15 protein-coding genes are annotated in these 16427 nt (G+C 74.0%); 5 read left to right on the top strand and 10 right to left on the bottom strand.

The genetic code is table 11. The features are described 5' to 3' along the window. Positions 1–181: 181 nt before the first annotated feature. The 3 genes from M6G08_RS28075 to M6G08_RS28085 are packed head-to-tail and all read right to left on the bottom strand — an operon-like array spanning position 182 to position 3197. Positions 182–1048 carry an SDR family oxidoreductase gene (locus tag M6G08_RS28075; RefSeq protein WP_272589910.1) on the bottom strand — a complete coding sequence of 289 codons (867 nt, stop codon included), beginning with the start codon at positions 1046–1048 and terminating at the stop codon, positions 182–184. A gap of 36 nt (positions 1049–1084) precedes the next feature. Beyond that, positions 1085–2704, bottom strand: coding sequence for a phytoene desaturase family protein (locus tag M6G08_RS28080; RefSeq protein ID WP_272589911.1), 1620 nt, complete (start codon positions 2702–2704; stop codon positions 1085–1087). Continuing rightward, the gene (locus M6G08_RS28085; protein ID WP_272589912.1) at positions 2697–3197 is read right to left on the bottom strand and encodes an SRPBCC family protein; all 501 of its coding nucleotides are present in this window, start codon (positions 3195–3197) and stop codon (positions 2697–2699) included. The genes M6G08_RS28080 and M6G08_RS28085 overlap by 8 nt, the downstream gene beginning before the upstream one ends. A 245-nt stretch (positions 3198–3442) precedes the next feature. On the opposite strand from M6G08_RS28085, the gene M6G08_RS28090 reads away from it, so the two are divergent. After that, entirely contained in the window at positions 3443–4606 is a 1164-nt protein-coding gene (locus M6G08_RS28090) for a S1 family peptidase (RefSeq protein WP_272589913.1), read from the top strand. Between the two features lie 71 nt (positions 4607–4677). On the opposite strand, the gene M6G08_RS28095 is transcribed toward M6G08_RS28090, so the two are convergent. Together M6G08_RS28095 and M6G08_RS36150 are read right to left on the bottom strand one after the other, a co-directional pair. After that, the gene (locus M6G08_RS28095) at positions 4678–5121 is read right to left on the bottom strand and encodes a hypothetical protein (protein WP_272589914.1); all 444 of its coding nucleotides are present in this window, start codon (positions 5119–5121) and stop codon (positions 4678–4680) included. Between the two features lie 113 nt (positions 5122–5234). Beyond that, a complete protein-coding gene (locus tag M6G08_RS36150) occupies positions 5235–5501 on the bottom strand; it encodes a hypothetical protein (RefSeq protein ID WP_443048983.1) in 267 nt (88 codons plus the stop codon). An 833-nt stretch (positions 5502–6334) separates the two neighbouring features. Between M6G08_RS36150 and M6G08_RS28105 the strand changes: the two genes are divergently transcribed. Then, positions 6335–7312: a terpene synthase family protein gene (locus tag M6G08_RS28105; protein ID WP_272589915.1), complete on the top strand. Its 978-nt coding sequence runs from the start codon at positions 6335–6337 to the stop codon at positions 7310–7312. A 22-nt stretch (positions 7313–7334) separates the two neighbouring features. Here the strand turns inward: M6G08_RS28105 and M6G08_RS28110 are convergent, their stop codons facing one another. After that, on the bottom strand, positions 7335–7895 hold the full coding sequence (locus M6G08_RS28110; RefSeq protein WP_272589916.1) for a CAP domain-containing protein: 561 nt from the start codon (positions 7893–7895) through the stop codon (positions 7335–7337). Positions 7896–8156: 261 nt separating this feature from the next. On the opposite strand from M6G08_RS28110, the gene M6G08_RS28115 reads away from it, so the two are divergent. After that, positions 8157–8399, top strand: a complete 243-nt coding sequence (locus tag M6G08_RS28115) for a hypothetical protein (RefSeq protein WP_272589917.1) — start codon at positions 8157–8159, stop codon at positions 8397–8399. Between the two features lie 50 nt (positions 8400–8449). On the opposite strand, the gene M6G08_RS28120 is transcribed toward M6G08_RS28115, so the two are convergent. From M6G08_RS28120 to M6G08_RS28130, 3 genes are all read right to left on the bottom strand, one after another. Next, positions 8450–9214, bottom strand: coding sequence for an ABC transporter permease (locus M6G08_RS28120; protein ID WP_217254845.1), 765 nt, complete (start codon positions 9212–9214; stop codon positions 8450–8452). Then, positions 9211–10041, bottom strand: a complete 831-nt coding sequence (locus tag M6G08_RS28125) for an ABC transporter ATP-binding protein (RefSeq protein WP_383141157.1) — start codon at positions 10039–10041, stop codon at positions 9211–9213. The genes M6G08_RS28120 and M6G08_RS28125 overlap by 4 nt, the downstream gene beginning before the upstream one ends. A 350-nt stretch (positions 10042–10391) precedes the next feature. Continuing rightward, positions 10392–11435 (bottom strand): polyprenyl synthetase family protein, encoded by a 1044-nt coding sequence (locus M6G08_RS28130; RefSeq protein ID WP_272589919.1) that lies wholly within the window; start codon positions 11433–11435, stop codon positions 10392–10394. A 693-nt stretch (positions 11436–12128) separates the two neighbouring features. On the opposite strand from M6G08_RS28130, the gene ctaD reads away from it, so the two are divergent. Beyond that, positions 12129–13844 (top strand): aa3-type cytochrome oxidase subunit I, encoded by a 1716-nt coding sequence (gene ctaD, locus M6G08_RS28135; RefSeq protein WP_272589920.1) that lies wholly within the window; start codon positions 12129–12131, stop codon positions 13842–13844. Between the two features lie 9 nt (positions 13845–13853). On the opposite strand, the gene M6G08_RS28140 is transcribed toward ctaD, so the two are convergent. Next, complete coding sequence (locus M6G08_RS28140) at positions 13854–15095, bottom strand: cytochrome P450 (RefSeq protein WP_272589921.1); 1242 nt, start codon at positions 15093–15095, stop codon at positions 13854–13856. 155 nt (positions 15096–15250) lie between these two features. Between M6G08_RS28140 and M6G08_RS28145 the strand changes: the two genes are divergently transcribed. Further along, positions 15251–16117 carry an MBL fold metallo-hydrolase gene (locus M6G08_RS28145; protein ID WP_272589922.1) on the top strand — a complete coding sequence of 289 codons (867 nt, stop codon included), beginning with the start codon at positions 15251–15253 and terminating at the stop codon, positions 16115–16117. The last annotated feature ends 310 nt before the right edge of the window (positions 16118–16427 follow it).

Consider the following 16427-nt stretch of genomic DNA (forward strand, 5'->3'; position numbering starts at 1 on the left):
ACATCGCGCGGCTCCGCCACGTGGGCGTCACCGGTCACGCCCACGTGGCAGGTGCACGAGCGGCTGGACGGCAAGCACCGGTGCCGCACCACCGCCGGGCCGTCGGGACACCCGCCCGCCCGGGCAGACCGTCACCGGCCTGCCCGCCTCTCGGCGGTGGCGTCCGCCGCGCCCCGTGACACTACGCCTCGTGGTCCGCCGCGCCGCCCGCGCCGAGCGGGCCGGTCGGGTTCATCGCCCCCTCGGCCTCCAGCCGGGGCAGGTCCCGCCGGGCGACCCGCAGGACGACGGGCGGCAGGGCGCCGCGTCCCGCCTGGGCCAGACGCAGCCAGCGGGGCACGTACACGGCCGTGCTGCGGCGTTCCACGGCGCGGACCAGCCGGGCGGCGACCGTGGCCGCCGGGAAGGTGCGGCGCGCCGGTGCCGGCATGTGGGCGCGCAGTTCGCGCAGGACCGCGTACCGGTCGGCGTCGCGGATCATGTCGGTGTCGATCCAGTTGAGGTAGGCGATGCCCACGGCGACGCCGTGGTGGGCGACCTCGGCGCGCAGCGAGTGGGCGAACGCCTCCACCCCCGCCTTGGCGGCGCAGTAGGCGCTCATCATGGGCGCGGCGCCGAGTGAGGCCAGCGAGGCGATCTGGAGGTGGTACCCGGCGGTGCGGCGCAGGTCCGGGAGGAAGGCGCGGGCCGTGTGGGCGCTCCCGGTCAGGTTCACGTCCACGACGCGGCGCCATTCGTCCGGGTCCGAGGTGGCGAACGGTCCGCCCAGCGCGATGCCGGCGTTCGCGACGACGACCGACGGAGGCCCGAGGCGACCGCGCACCTCGCGGGCCGCCGCGTCCAGCGCGGCCGGGTCGGTGACGTCGGTCTCGACGGCGAGTGCCGGGGTGGGCAGTGCCGCCGCCAGGGCGTCCAGGAGCGGTTTCTCGTGGCCGAGCAGGGCGAGCCGGGCGCCCCGGAGCGCGCAGGCGCGGGCCAGGGCGGCGCCCAGTCCGCGGGCGGCGCCGGTCACCACGACGGTGCGGTTGCTGAGGGGGCTGTCGGTCACGGGCCGGCCCTTTCTCGGGGTGGGCGGGGGCGCGGTTCACTTCTTGTCGCCGGCGCGGTCGCGGCGGGTCAGGGCGCGCTGGACCCGTGTGAGGTCGGCGAACCGGTGCCTGCGCAGGGCGGCGCGGGCGGCGTTGGCGCCCGGCGCCCCGTGCACTCCTCCGCCCGGGTGGGCGCCCGCGGAGGCGAGGAAGAGGCCGGCCACCGGGGTCTCCGGCCGGCCCGTGCCGGGCACGGGGCGGAAGACGAGCTGCTGGTGCATGGCGGTGGTGCCGCCGTTGATGGCACCACCCTCCAGGTTGGCGTCCAGGGCCTGGAGCGTCGGCGGGGCCAGGACGCGGCGGGCCCGGATCAGCGCGCGGAAGCCGGGCGCGAAGCGTTCCACCTGGCGCTCCACCCGGTCGGCCATGAGCTCCCGCTCCCTGGCGTCCCAGCGGCCGGTGATGCCCTCCTCGCCCGCGTCGGCCCGGATGTCGTGGGGGACGTGGGTGTAGGCCCAGGCGGACTCCGCGCCGTTCGGTGAGCGGACCGGGTCCGTGGTCGTCATCTGGCCGAACAGCGAGAAGGGGCGGTCGGGGACCTGCCGCATGGCGATCTGGGCGGCGAACCGGGTCAGCTCGTCGAGACCGTCGGCCAGGTGCACGGTTCCGGCGCCGGCCGCTTCCGGGCACCGCCAGGGCACGGGGCCGTCCAGCGCCCAGTCGACCTTGAAGGTGGCGAAGTCCCACTGGAAGCGGCGCAGATCGGCGAGGACCTGGTCCGGCAGGTGCTCGGGGGCCACGAGATCGCCGTAGAGCGCGGGCACCGACACGTCGGCGAGGACGGCACGGCGGGCGGCGACCGTCTCGCCGCCGGACGTGCGGACGCCCACGGCGCGCCGGTCGCGGACCACGACCCGTTCGACGCGCTGCCCGCAGCGCAGGATGCCGCCGCGGGAGCGCAGCCGGTGGACCAGGGCCGCGGTGAGGGCTCCGGAGCCGCCCACCGGCACCGGGAAGCCGTAGGTCTGGCCGAGCATCGACATCAGCCAGCCGAAGCCGCCGCTCCCGGCCGCCTCGGGGGCGAGATCGGCGTGCAGCGCGTTGCCGGCCAGGAGCAGCCGGCCGCCCTCGCCGCGGAACTCCTCCTCGCCCATCCGGCGCACCGGCGCCACCAGGGTCCGGGCCAGGCGGAGGCCCCCGCCGCCACGCAGCCGCAGGGCCAGCCGGGCGCCGGCCCGGACCGGGGGGAAAGGCGTGAAGAGGGCGTCGAGGATGTCGGCGCGGTAGCGGTCCCACACCGCGTGCAGGCGGTCCCAGGCGGCGCCGTCGCCGGGCGCGAAGGCGTCGAGGGAGGCGGCGGTGACGGCGAGGTCGCGGTCCAGGACGGCGCAGTTGCCGTCGGTCAGGGGGTGGGCGAGCACGTGCGGGGCGTGGGCCCAGCGCAGTCCGTGGTCCCGCAGCCGCAGTCCGGCCAGGACCGGGGAGGCGGCGGCGAGCGGGTAGAAGGAGCTGAACAGGTCGTGGACGAAACCGGGGGCGACCTCGCTGTCGTGGCGCACGGCGCCGCCCGGCTCGGGCTGCTCCTCCAGGACCTCGACGCTCCACCCGGCGTCCGCCAGCAGGTTGGCCGCCACCAGCCCGTTGGGGCCCGCCCCGACGACGACCGCGTCAGGCACGGCCGGTTCCCGTACCGAGGTCCACGGTCCCGGCGGAGTCGGCCGGGTCCGGACGGCACCCGTCGCCGCTCTCGCAGAGCTTCGCCAGCCTGGCGAGCATCGCGCGGTGCCGCACCTGGATCAGCGCCTCGACGCCCACGTTGTGCACGAGGCCGCCGGGGCCGCGCAGCGGGTGTTCGTCGACGATGACCAGGCACTGCTCGCCCCAGGGGCGCAGCTCGATGGCGATGCGGGCGGTGCCGAGCCGGCCCGCCTTGGCCTCGATCTCCAGTTCGGAGCCCGCCACGCAGCGCCTGACGACCGACTCGTTGTTCAGCCGTAGCGGCCCGAGCCGGACCTCGTAGGCGATCGTCGCGCCGACCTGGGGCCACTCTCCGCGTCTCGGGGTGACGTCCGACGGACCCACCACCCACTCCACGTACAGGCTGCCGTCCGCGAGGACGTCCCACACCGCCCGGGGACTCGCCTGGATCAACCGATGCCGAACCGCCACGCGTGCCTCCCGCGCCGATGAACCGTCACTGCAAGGACGCCGCACTGAGTGCCCCGTCCGCGACGGACCAACCGACGTGCCGGTCAGCCGCGCGAATGTCCGGGGAAAAGCCCTGCATTGGCATGGACCTGATCCCCCCTTCCTGGCTAAGCTCGTAGCGACCCCGATGAGAGCGCTCTCAGACACGCGGTTGTTCCACCCATCAGTTCCACCCCCACCTTGCTGGAACGACGAAGGGCAACTCCGTGAGACGCAGCAGACTCAGGCACCTCGGCCTGTCCACCCTCCTCGTGCTCGGCGGCCTCACCGCGACCGGCACGCTGCCGGCCTCCGCGGCCGCCTCCACCACCGCCCCCGACCGGGAACCGGCCGCCTCCGCCGGTCTCCTGGACGCCATGCAGCGGGACTTCGGCCTCACCCGGGCCGAGGCCGAGGACCGGCTCGCGGCCGAACGCCGGGCCACCGACCTCGCTCCCGAAGCACGCCGGGCCGCCGGGAACGCGTTCGGCGGCTCCTGGTTCGACGCCGGACGCGGGCGGCTGACCGTGGCCCTCACCTCGGACGCGTCGCCCACGACGGTGCGGGCGGTGTCCGCCACCGGTGCGCACGTGCGCACCGTCGAGCACAGCGCGCGGCAGCTCGACGCGGCCAAGGACCGCATCGACCGCCTCGACGCTCCCGCGGGCGTCGGCAGCTGGCACGTCGACCCGGCCGTCAACTCCGTGGTCGTGAACGTGGTCCGGGGCGAGCGGACCGACAACGATGTCCGCGCCTTCGTGGACCGGGCCCGCGAGGCCGGCCCGGTCACGGTGCGCACGGTGACCTCGGCACCGGCCACCTTCGCGGCCGGCACGGTCGGCGGAGACCCGTACTACACCGGGAACGTCCGCTGCTCCATCGGCTTCTCGGTGCACGGCGGCTTCGTCACCGCCGGGCACTGCGGCGGTGTGGGAGGGGCGGTCCGCGGCTGGGACGGCTCGCACATCGGGACGTTCCAGGGCTCGTCCTTCCCGGGCAACGACTACGCCTGGGTCAGCGTGGGCAGCGGCTGGTGGACGGTGCCGGTGGTCCTCGGCTGGGGCACCGTCTCCGACCAGCTGGTGCGCGGTTCGAACGAGGCGCCCGTGGGCGCGTCGGTCTGCCGCTCCGGCTCCACCACCCACTGGCACTGCGGCACCGTGCTGGCGAAGAACGAGACGGTCAACTACAGCCAGGGCGCGGTGCACCAGATGACGAAGACCAGCGTCTGCGCCGAGGGCGGCGACTCCGGCGGCTCCTTCATCAGCGGCGACCAGGCGCAGGGCGTCACCTCGGGCGGCTGGGGCAACTGCTCCAGCGGCGGGGAGACCTGGTTCCAGCCCGTCAACGAGATACTCAACCGCTACGGGCTGACCCTGCACACCGCCTGACCCCTTCGGGGACGGCACCGCAGCTCCGCCGGGTGACCGGCGGAGCTGCCGGTGGCTCAGCGGTGCGCGGCTCAGAAGTCCCCCGGCCCGGCGCCCCCGTCCGGAGCCTCGGGGCCGGACCCCGTGGCCAGCCGGCGGTAGGCGGCCCGTGCGTGCACCAGGCGGGCCAGTGCCGTGCCGACGAGGGCCGCGGCGAGCAGACAGGCCAGCCAGAGAGCGTCCCGCCGGCCGGCCCACGTGAGGGTGCCGGCCGGCGGGATCGCGAAGCCGTTGAGGGACAGCCAGCACAGGAGGGCCGTGCCGGGGGCGGCCGTGAACCGGGCGCAGAGCCCGAGGAGCGCCGCCAGCAGGGAGAGCAGGGCCAGGGCGAGTCCCGGACGGCCGTACCCCACGGTGCCGTTGATGAGCGCCACCAGGGCGAGGGCGCCGCCGAAGGCTCCCGCCCACACCAGCGGAGCCGCGACCGGCCGGGGGACAGGTCTGGGACCGCTGCCCAGAGGCACCCACTCGATCACTCTGACGGCTCCTTCCGGTCCCGGACGGTCCCGACCACGGCATCGGACACCGGCTCTGCGGGCAGATTGTCCCACCGGGACGCGGGGCGTGTACGGAGCGCCGGGTGCCGGCCCTACCGGTCGGCTTCCCCTCGCGGTGCGGGCCGGGCGGGGCCGCCTCGGACGGGCGCCGGTTCACCCGCCTGCACGTCCCCGCCGGACCGTTCGCCGGGCGGCCCGGCCGTCGTCCGCGCCCCGGGGACCAGCCGGCCGGCGGACCGCGGCCAGCCGACGAGCACGTGCGCCCGTCCCGCGACGACGGGGCCGAGCACGGTGAGGACGAGGAAGTACCCGGCAATGCAGGGGGTTAGCCGCCCGTCGGGTCCGGTGCCCGCGGCCATGACGGCCAGGATCAGCGCGAACTCCCCCGGACGATCAGGGTGGTGGCGATCGCCTCGGCGGGCTGGGCACCGTGGTCGTACACGCGGGCGACGCACAGCCCGGTGACGACGTTCATGCGGACGGTCAGTGCCGCCGCCGCGGCGACCGGTCCGGCGACGGAGGCGATGTCGCCGGGGTCGATGGCGAGCCCTAAGGCGAAGAAGAAGACGGCGGCGAAGGCGGGACGGGACGCTCTGCCCCGATGGGGCCGCCTTCCCCGATGGGGCTTCCTTCCCCGATGGGCCTTCCTTCCCCCCACACCCCTCCCCGGCCCCGGACAGAGCCCCCCGGGCGCGGCATCGCTCAACGGTCGCACGCCGGGCGGGGGGCGACTCTCGGGGACCGCGCCCATTGGCCGCCGTGGCCGACACCCATCGTGGACGGGAGGGCGTGCTGCTCCGCGGCGTGGGAGGGCGCGCCGCGACCGACTCGGGGATCCCGGCCGCGGCACACCCTGCGACCCCGGCGCGGGAGGACTGCGCGCCCGGGCACGACGTGCGACTGCCCCGGACTCAGACCCCGACACTGCCCCAGGCGAGTGATCGTCACGACCGTCAACCGCCATGAGGTCCGGAACCCTTTCGACTGACAGCCACCGCCCGGCGGGCTGTCACGTCACCATTCTTTCGGTCGGTTCTCCATGATCGTGAGCGAATCCCCGCCGCTCGCCCGAAAGGTTCGCCTTGCCATGACCTCCCCCGCCTCCCGCGTTTCCGGCGTGGAATTGCCGCCGGTCTTCTGCCCTTTCGAGTCCGCCATTCACCCCCGGGTCCGGCAGGTCGAGAAACAGGCCGTGAAATGGATCGACGACAGCGGAATGTGCGCCTCGGAGCGGGAACGGGCCTGGGTGGTCGCGACGCACAGCGCCGACTTCTTCGGACGCTTCGCGCCGGTCGCCGAGGAGGAGCGGCTGCTGGCGGCGGCCCTGTGGGTGTACTGGGGCTTCGCCTTCGACGACGCGCGGTGCGACAGCGGTCCGCTCAGCAGCCGTCCGGCCCAGTTCAACGCGCTGGCCGGCCAGGTGCAGCGGGCCTGCGAGACGGATTCGGCCGTGGGCTCGGACCGCTTCGCCGGAGCACTGCAGGACATCATGCGCCGCTTCCGCGGCTTCGCCCCGCCCACCCAGGTCAGCAGGTTCGCGCACGCCCACCGCGCCTGGCTGTCGGGGGTGGCCTGGCAGATCGGCAACCAGGCGGCCGGCCGCATGCCGGGCCTGGACGACTTCCTGACGATGCGGCTGCTGTCGTCGGGCGGCGAGCCGACCTTCGCCCTGCTGGAACTGGCGACGGGTGCGCAGGTCCCGGGCCGTGAGCTGCACCGCCCGGCCGTCCGCGCGCTCACCGAGATGGCCATCCTCGTGGCCGCCCTGGACAACGACGGGCACTCCCTGCGCAAGGAACTCGGCGGCGGGGAGGCCGACCAGAACGTGTACACGGTGCTGACGCAGGAACTGTCCTGCCCGCTCGAGGACGCCGTACGGGCGGCCACCGGCCTGCGGGACCGCGTCCTGCTGCGCTTCATGGAGCTGCACGACCGGGTCCGGCCGACCGCCGGAGAGGACCTGCGCACGTATCTGGGCGGGCTCACGTACGGCATCCGAGGCAACAACGAGTGGGGACTGCGGGTGCCGCGGTACATCCGCAGCGGGTACTGGCCCGACGAAATGGACGACACGCTGCTGACCTGGGCCGACGAGCCGTCCGACACCCGCCCGGGGCCGGTGGAGGGCGCCCCGGCCATCGCCTGGTGGTGGGACGCGGACCTCTCCTGACGCCCGGACGGGGGCGGTCGGGTCAGCGCGCCGAGGCCAGGTCGAGCGTCCACCAGGGCCCGCCGGAGCCCTTCGCCCGGCCGACGCCGGCATGGGTGTAACGGCAGGTGAGGAGGATGTCGCGGTGCTGGGCGCTGCGCATCCAGACGGTCACGGCGTCCTCGGCGGTGTCCGACCCGGCGGCGACGTTCTCGCCGGCCGAGCCGACCCGGTACCCGGCGGCCCGCATCCGGTCGGCGGGGCTGCTGCCGTCGGTTCCCGTGTGGGACAGCCGGCGGGTACGGGCCATGGCGCTGCTGTGTTTCTGCGCGGCCCGGTCGAGCGCCCCGTGCAGCCGCACCGGGGAGCAGCCGGCCTGCTTCCGCTGCCGGTTGACGGCGTCGACCATGCGCTCGTCCGCCGCACCGGAACCTCCCTTCTGCGGCCGGGAGGCGGACGAGTCCGAGGCGGACTGGCCGGACGCGGACTGGCCGGGCGCGGGCTGCCACCGGCCCGGCTCGGGCACCGGCCACAGCGGCGCCCGGTAGGGGGTGGGCGGCGTCGGTGGGGGCGGTGGTCCGGCCCAGGCGGCTGTCTGGGGCACGTGAAGTGCGGTGAGGACCGCGCAGAGGACGAGCGCCGGCCGCCGCGTCCGGGTCATCATATTCATTATCGCCTTTCCTTTCCGGTCACCGAAAAGCATCGTTCGCATCGACGGTGACGTTCATCGCGTTTTCTGCTGGTGTATCCGGCATCTTCATTCGAGGGAACACGGCCTTTTACGGCGCCGCGGCGAGACGGGATTGGCTAGCATTGCAATCGTTCACGCCCCCTCTCCCTTTTTGATTCCTTTCGGAGGTATTTCATGTCGTTGAAGCTGCGCCGCGCCGCCGTGGTGTCGCTGGCCGCGCTGGCCCTGACGGCGGGCGGGGCCGTGTCGGCCGCCGGTGCCGCCGAGGCGTCGGCTCCGGCCGTCGCCGCGCTCGGCCCCGACGGCGGCGGTCACGGGTCCCGGGGCGGCCACGAGCCGCCGCTGCACTTCGGCCCGTTCGAGATCCCGAAGTTCGGCAGCGTCTCCGGCGGCTTCTCCTGGGGGCTCGCGCGCTAGCGCGGCCGGGCAGCGGCAACACCCGGATGAGGGCCGTCGGTCGACGGCCCTCATCGTCGTTTCAGCGTGGCGGCGCTGGCCACGAGCACCAGCACCACGCACACGAGGATCAGCACCGCGTCACGGACGAACAGTCCGGTGACGCCCGTGTGCGTGGCGGCCTCACCAGCGGCCTGCACGGCGTACGTCATCGGCATCGCCCGGGCCACGGCCGCCAGCGCGCCGTGCATCTCGTCGCGCGGCACGAACAGTCCGCAGACCAGGAACTGGGGCAGGACACCGGCCGGCAGGAACTGCACCGCCTGGAACTCGTTGCGGGCGAAGGCGCTCACCAGCAGTCCGAGGGCGAGACCCAGCAGGGCGCCGAGCATCGCGATGACCATCAGCAGATAGGCGGGCCCCTTGATGTCCAGGCCCAGCGGGCCCACCGAGAGCAGCGTGGACAGCACGGCCTGGAGCAGCGCCAGGAAGGCGAAGGCGAGGCTGTAGCCGAGGACGATGTCCAGCCGCCGGACCGGCATCGTCAGCAGGCGCTCCGCGGTGCCCGAGGTGCGCTCCCGCAGCGTCGACACCGAGGCCACCAGGTACATCACGATGACCGGGAAGATGCCGAAGACCTGGGGTCCGACGCGTTCGAAGGTCTCCTCGGAGTCGTGGAACATCAGTTTGAGCAGCACCATGAGCATGCAGGGGATGCCCAGCAGCAGGGCGGTGCTGCCGCGGTCGCGGGAGATCTGCTGGAGCACCCGCACCGCGGTCGCGGTGGTGATGCCGGGCGAGAACGGCAGCCGGTCGGTCAGGTGAGTGGCAGTCATGTGAGGGTGTCCGCAGCGAAGAAGGTGCGTTCGGCGTCGGGCGCGCCGGGCTGGTCGAGCAGATGGGGCGACAGGCCGTCGACGGCGTCGTGCTGCCGGGCCGCCCGCGCCTCCGCCGCCGCCGCGGCGCGTACGAGGTGCAGGAACGCCTCCTCCACCTCGGCGCAGCCGGTGTGCTTCAGCAGGCTGTCCCGGTCGGCGCTGGCGAGGAGCCGGCCGGAGCGCATCAGGAGCAGCCGGTCGCAGCGGTCGGCCTCGTCCATCACGTGGCTGGACACCAGGAGTGTGGTGCCCTCCTCGGCCAGCCGCTGGAACACCAGCCACAACTCCCGGCGCACCATCGGGTCGAGGCCGACGGTGGGCTCGTCCATCACGAGCAGGTCGGGCCGGTTCAGCAGGGCCACCGCGAGGGAGACCCGCGAGTACTGACCGCCCGACAGCCGGGCGACCGGCTGGTCCGCGTACGCCACCAGGTCCACCTCCTTCACGACGCGGACCACGGCGTCCTCCCGGCGCCAGCCGCGCATGCCGAGGGCGGCGGCGAAGTACCGCAGGTTCTCCAGCACGGTCAGGTCGGCGTACACGGACGGTGCCTGGGTGACGTAGCCGACGCGGGTGCGCAGGGGCCAGGCGCCCGCCGAGTGACCGAGCACCTGGACGTGTCCGGCGTTCGGCTGCTGCACACCGACCACGCAGCGCAGCAGGGTGGTCTTGCCGCATCCGCTCGGACCGAGCAGGCCGACGATGCGGCCGCGGGGAATGGTGAAACTGACGTTGCGCAGCACCGGCCGGGTGCCCCGGGCCACGGTCAGCCCGTAGGCGGCCACGGCCGGGAGGTCGCCCGGGGGCGCTGCGCTGTGCTCGGTGGTCTGCACGGCTCCACTGTGTTTCGTCGGATCGGGGCCGCGGCGGACGGCCACGGCGCGGCCGGGGCGAGGGAACGGAGCGGTCATCGCCAGGACAACGGTCCGTCCGGCCCGAGGTCACGCGCCGGTGGCGTCGTCGCTCCGGCCGGCTGGGCTGATCGGGGGTGGGAGGCGAGCGAGTGCTCGCAGGGCCGGGGGGTGGCCGCGGGGTGGGCGGCCTGCGTGGTCACGCCCGCGGTGACGAGCCCGGTGACGCATCCGGCGGCCGCGAGTACGGTGCCGTGCGCGACGGCCCGGCGCCGGTGTGCGCGTCAGGACTCGCGGCGGGTCATCGACCGGGCGACGTCGTGCAGTTGGCGGTAGGCGTCCGCGGTGGGACGCGCCAGCGACAGGGAACGCAGTGCGGCCGCCGTCTGGCGGCGGGCCTCCTCCTCGGCCGCCTGCCGTCCGCCGGCCTCCTCCACCAGGTGACGCGCCAGGTCGACGTCGTCCTCCGTCAGCGGGTGCGGTGCCCGGTACAGCTCGCGCAGCCGCCCGGCCGCGGCCCCCGGGGCGGCGAGGGCCGCGACCACGGGCAGGGACTTCTTGCGTGCGGCCAGGTCCGCGCCGACCGGTTTGCCGCTGCGCGCGGTGCGGCCCCAGATGCCGAGGATGTCGTCCGCGCACTGGAAGGCCACGCCGAGGTGGCGGCCGAAGTCCCGCAGCCCGCCCACCCGGACGCTGTCCGCGCCCGCCAGCACACCGCCGAGGGCGCAGGCGCAGCCGATCAGGGCACCGGTCTTGCCGGCGGCCATGGCCAGGTAGTCGGCCACCGTCACGTCGTGCGCCTTCTCGAAGGCGACGTCGTGGCTCTGCCCCTCCACCAGCTCCAGCAGGGCCCCCACGAGTTCCTGCACGGCCGCTCCGGCGCGGGCCGGCGGAGTCTGGGCCAGGACTCGCATCGCGGCGACCAGCAGCGCGTCCCCGGTGAGCACGGCCGCGGGCGTGCCGAACAGGGACCAGGCGGCGGGCCGGTGCCGGCGCAGCGCGTCACCGTCGATGACGTCGTCGTGCAACAGGGTGAAATCGTGCACCAGCTCCACCGCCACGGCCCCGGGCACCGCGTCCGACGGGCTGCCGCCGACGGCCACGGCCGACAGCAGCGTGAGCGCCGGGCGCACCACCTTGCCGCCGCCGGACGCGGACGTACGGGGCTCGCCGTCGGCCTCGCACCACCCCCGGTGATACCTGGCCACCAGGCTCTCGGCGGCGGGCAGCGACTCGACCGCGGCCCGCAGGGCGGGCGACAGCACGTCGTCGACCCAGTCCAGCCGGGGAAAGGCACCTGCCGGGGCCGAGTCGGTGATCTGCGACACGAACTACTCCTCGCGATGGGAACGTCAGGGGGGGCGATGAGCGGGAACCGGCGGCGCCTCGCACCGCGCCGGCCCGTGGGCCAGTCAATCGGCTGCCGCACCGTGCGGGCCGAGTCCTGGCACACCACCCGGGGAAAGATCACCGAAGCAGCCCAGCTCCATGACCATGCACCCAGCCGACAATCACGCCGACCGCCCGCCACGAACGGGCGGGCGGGCCGCCGTACGCCGTACGCCCCGCCGCGGGATGCGACGGGGCGGACGGTTTGCGGACGGTCCGTCAGCACGGCGTGGTTGCCATGAGCTTCTCGAAGGAAGCCATGCAGTCCGGGCAGTGGCGTGCCCGTTCGCCGTCGGATGCTTCGATACGTTCGCGGAGCTGCTCTCCGCACAGAGTGGCCGCTGCCTTTTTGGCCATCACGTGCCACACCAACGCTCCGCCCGCCTTCTCCGGGCCCACGCACATTTCGTACATGATCGGCCTCCCAGCCTGGACGCCGCTGACACACTCCAGGAGACACCGGATCGGCCGCCACCAGTAGCGAGCGGGGGCCATTCGGGTGACGGCCGCGGCGTCCCTCCGGGGCGGCGACACACCCGGACGGATAGAAACGATCAGCCAATCGGCCCTACCTGGGTGGGTGCGTGACGTGGCGTCGACGCATGCGGCCGGGGGTCGGCTGCTGTGGTCGGATGGCGACACAGACCGAACCGATCGCTCCGGTCCCGGCGGCGCGACGCCGCCACAGAGGGCGGGTGGTCATCTCCTGGCTCACCACGACCGACCACAAGCGCATCGGCCACCTCTACCTCATCACGTCCTTCGCGTTCTTCCTGATCGCGGGAGCGCTGGCGATGCTCGTCCGGGCGGAACTGGCCCGCCCCGGGCTGCAACTGCTCTCCAACGAGCAGTACAACCAGTCCTTCACGATGCACGGCACGATCATGCTCCTGCTGTTCGCCACCCCGACCTTCGCGGGCTTCGCCAACGCTGTCATGCCCTTGCAGATCGGCTCCCCGGACGTCGCCTTCCCCAGACTGAACATGCTGTCGTACTGGCTGTTCCTCTTCGGCGGCCTCATCGTCCTCGCGAGCTTCCTCACCCCGCAGGGCGCCGCGGACTTCGGCTGGACCGCCTACACACCGCTCAGCGGGCCCCTGCGTTCCCCGTACCTCGGCGCCGACCTGTGGATCATGGGGCTGGCACTGTCGGGGTTCGGCACCATCCTGGGAGCGGTCAACTTCATCACCACCATCATCTGCATGCGCGCTCCCGGGCTGACCGTCTTCCGCATGCCGATCTTCGTGTGGAACGTGCTGCTGACGTCCGTCCTGGTGCTGCTGGCCTTCCCGGTGCTGGCGGCGGCGCTGCTGGTGCTGGAGGCCGACCGGCACTTCGGCGCGCACGTGTTCGACGCCGAGAACGGCGGGGCGATCCTGTGGCAGCACCTGTTCTGGTTCTTCGGCCATCCCGAGGTGTACATCCTGGCGCTGCCGTTCTTCGGGGTGGTCACCGAGATCATCCCGGTCTTCGCCCGCAAGCCGGTCTTCGGTTACATGGGGCTGGTCGGTGCGACCATCGCCATCGCGGGGCTGTCGGCCACCGTCTGGGCGCACCACATGTTCGCCACCGGTGCCGTGCTGCTGCCGTTCTTCTCCTTCCTGACGTATCTCATCGCCGTCCCCACGGGCGTGAAGTTCTTCAACTGGATCGGCACGATGTGGCGCGGGTCGCTGTCCTTCGAACCGCCGATGCTGTGGGCGGCCGGGTTCCTGGTGACGTTCCTCTTCGGCGGACTGACCGGCGTGGTCCTCGGCTCCCCGCCGCTGGACTGGCACGTCACCGACTCCTACTTCGTCGTCGCGCACTTCCACTACGTCCTGTTCGGCACGATCGTGTTCGCGATGTTCGGCGGCTTCAGCTTCTGGTGGCCGAAGATGACGGGCCGCATGCTCGACCACCGGCTGGAGAAGGTGCACTTCTGGACGCTGTTCGTCGGCTTCCACACCACGTTCCTGGTGCAGCACTGGCTCGGTGTGGAGGGCATGCCGCGCCGGTACGCGGACTATCTGGCCGCCGACGGCTTCACGGCCCTGAACACCGTCTCCTCCGTCGGCGCCTTCCTGCTGGGGCTGTCGACGCTGCCGTTCCTCTACAACGTCTGGAAGACCGCCAGGTACGGGCGGCCGGTCGGGGTCGACGACCCCTGGGGGTACGGGCGTTCACTGGAGTGGGCCACGTCCTGTCCCCCGCCGCGCCACAACTTCCACGCGCTGCCCCGGGTGCGGTCCGAGTCACCGGCCTTCGACCTGAACCATCCTGAACTCGTCCGGCTCGACCAGGCAGAGCAGACGGGGCGGCGCGACGCGGTGGAGCCGGGCCGGGGGCACAAGGGCGCCCGCTCGTGACGGACCGCGTCAGGGCGCCCGTACGCCGGTGACGGCGAAGCCGCTGCGCGGGCGGGTCGGGATGCGGCGCAGCGGGATGCGCAGGTCCTGGGCGGGGACCGTGTACTCCAGGCGGGCCAGCCGCACCGCCAGCGCCTCCAGCAGGCCCACGGTGAGGCGCTCGCCGGGGCAGCGGTGACCGGTGGCCGGATCGCCGCCGCCCTGCGGGACCAGTTCGTCGCGCTCGGGGGGCCGACCGAGGAACCGCTCGGGCCGGAAGGCGTACGGGTCGCCCCACAGTTCCTCGTCGTGGTTCTGGCCGTAGACGTCGAGCAGCAGGATGCCGCCGGCCGGGACGGACTCGCCGTGCCAGGTGAGGTCGGTGACGGTCCGGCCGCCGAGGAACGGGGCGAAGGGGTAGAAGCGGCGGACCTCGTGCGCGAACGCCGTGGCGAACGCGCCGTCCCCGGCACGCAGCCGCTCCCGGTGGGCGGGCCAACGGTGCAGGGCGTGCGCGGAGAAGGCCACGAACCAGCTGACGGCGACCGTGGGCCGCAGCACGTTCAGCAGCTCCACCGCGGCGGTCCGGGCGTCCAGCGGGCCGTCGGGGCCGTCGCGGTGCCGGGCGACCCGTTCGAGCACCGAGCCGGCCGGGGCGGTGACGCTCCCGGACCGTACGTCCTCGATCAGCCGGGCGGTCCGGACCTCCTGCCGGGACCGGGCCCGGCGGGCCCGCAGGTGGCGCGGTCCCGGGATGGCGAAGCCGTCGACCATCGCGATCAGGTCCCGCGCGAGGGGCTCCGCGTCGACGGCTTCGTCGGGGAGCCCGGCCCAGCGGCAGACTCCGCGGGTGAGCACCACGGCCGCCTCGTCGAACAGGACGACGCGGGCACGCCCGCTCCAGGCGCGCACGGCCTCGTCCCAGGCCTCGGTGACGTGCTCGGTGAGGCCGGCGACCCGGTCGGGGTCGAGCAGCGGCAGGAACAGTTCCTTGCGGGCACGGTGGGCGCCGCCGTCGAGGGTGTGCACCGCGCCCTGCCCGAACAGGGTGTCCAGCACGGGCGCCGGGACGGCACCGTGACGGTGCACGTGTGCCTCGTCGTAGAAGAAGCGCACGGCGTCCGGCCCGCGCACGGCCAGCGCGGGCTTGCCGAGCAGCCGGGTGCGCACCACTGAGTCGGCGCTTTCGCGCATCCGGTCGGGCAGCCAGGCGTACCCCTCGGTGAGCACGGCGAGGGTGCGGTCCAGCATCGGGCGGCGTTGTGCGTCCATGACCGATGGGTGCCCCGGGCCGCTCCAGGGACACCCGGCGGTGCGGGCGGCCGGGTGAGGGTCCGCGGTCGGGGTACTCCGTCCTCCGACGGGGACCTCGAGCCGGACGGCCCGGGCCCCGGCCCCGTGCTCCCGGACAGGATCGGACCACCCCCATGTCCCCGTCCACGCCTTCGTCCCCGGACCGGACCCCGGACGACTCCCTGCGGATCCACTTCGTCGGCAACGCGACGGTGCTGCTGCGCTACCGCGGGCTGAGCCTGCTCACCGATCCGAACCTCCTCCACCGCGGCGAACGCGCCCACCTCGGGTACGGACTGGTGAGCCGTCGCCTGACCGAGCCCGCGCTGGACCCCGGCGTGCTGCCGGGGCTCGACGCCGTGGTGCTGTCGCACCTGCACGGCGACCACTGGGACCGCAGGGCCCGGCGGTCGCTGTCGCGGTCGCTGCCGATCGTCACCACCCCGCACGCCTCCCGCCGGTTGCAGGGCGTGCACGGGTTCCACCGTGCCGTGGGGCTGTGCACCTGGCAGGAGGAGACCGTGCGGCACGCGGACGCGCGGGTGCGCATCACCGCGCTGCCCGGCCGGCACGCCGGGCACCCGGTGCTGCGGCGCCTGCTGCCGCCGGTGATGGGCAGCCTGCTGGAGTTCGGCCCGGCGGCGGGCCCCCCGCGGCACCGGCTCTACGTCTCCGGCGACACTCTGCTCTTCGACGGCCTGGACGAGATCGCCCGGCGCTTCCCGGACCTGGATCTGGCGGTGCTGCACCTGGGCGGGACGACGCTGCCGGGCGGCTTCGTGGTGACCATGGACGGGCGCCAGGGCGCGGAACTCGCCCGCCGTCTCGGCCCGCGCCTGATCCTGCCGGTGCACTACGACGACTACTCCGTCTTCCGCTCACCGCTCGACGCCTTCCTCGCCGAAGCCGACCGGAAGGGACTCGCCGACCGGCTCGTGCACTGCCGGCGCGGTCAGCGGGCCGTCCTGCGCCCCGACGGCGGCCCGCCCGTCGTGACGTGACGTGACGGGCGAACCGGCGGACCGCTCGCGCAGCGTGTCGACCGACTCGCCGGCGCTCCTCGGCAGCGGCCGGGCTGCCCGGCGGGTGACCGGCCGGAGGGCGGTGTCGCGGCGGTCGCCGGGAACGCTCGGCGCAGCGTGTCGACGGGCGTGACCGTGGTGGCCCGGAGGTCGGCCGGGGCGGCGCGGAGCAGGGCGGCGCCCCCCGGCCCCCCGGGTGCCGCGCTCCGCGACCGTCACCCGGAAAGCGCCGGTGCCGCACTCGATCCGGCACCCGCGGTGGGAAACGGTGGGCGGCAGCGTCTCCCCG

The organism is Streptomyces sp. M92 (assembly GCF_028473745.1).
Classification (GTDB): domain Bacteria; phylum Actinomycetota; class Actinomycetes; order Streptomycetales; family Streptomycetaceae; genus Streptomyces.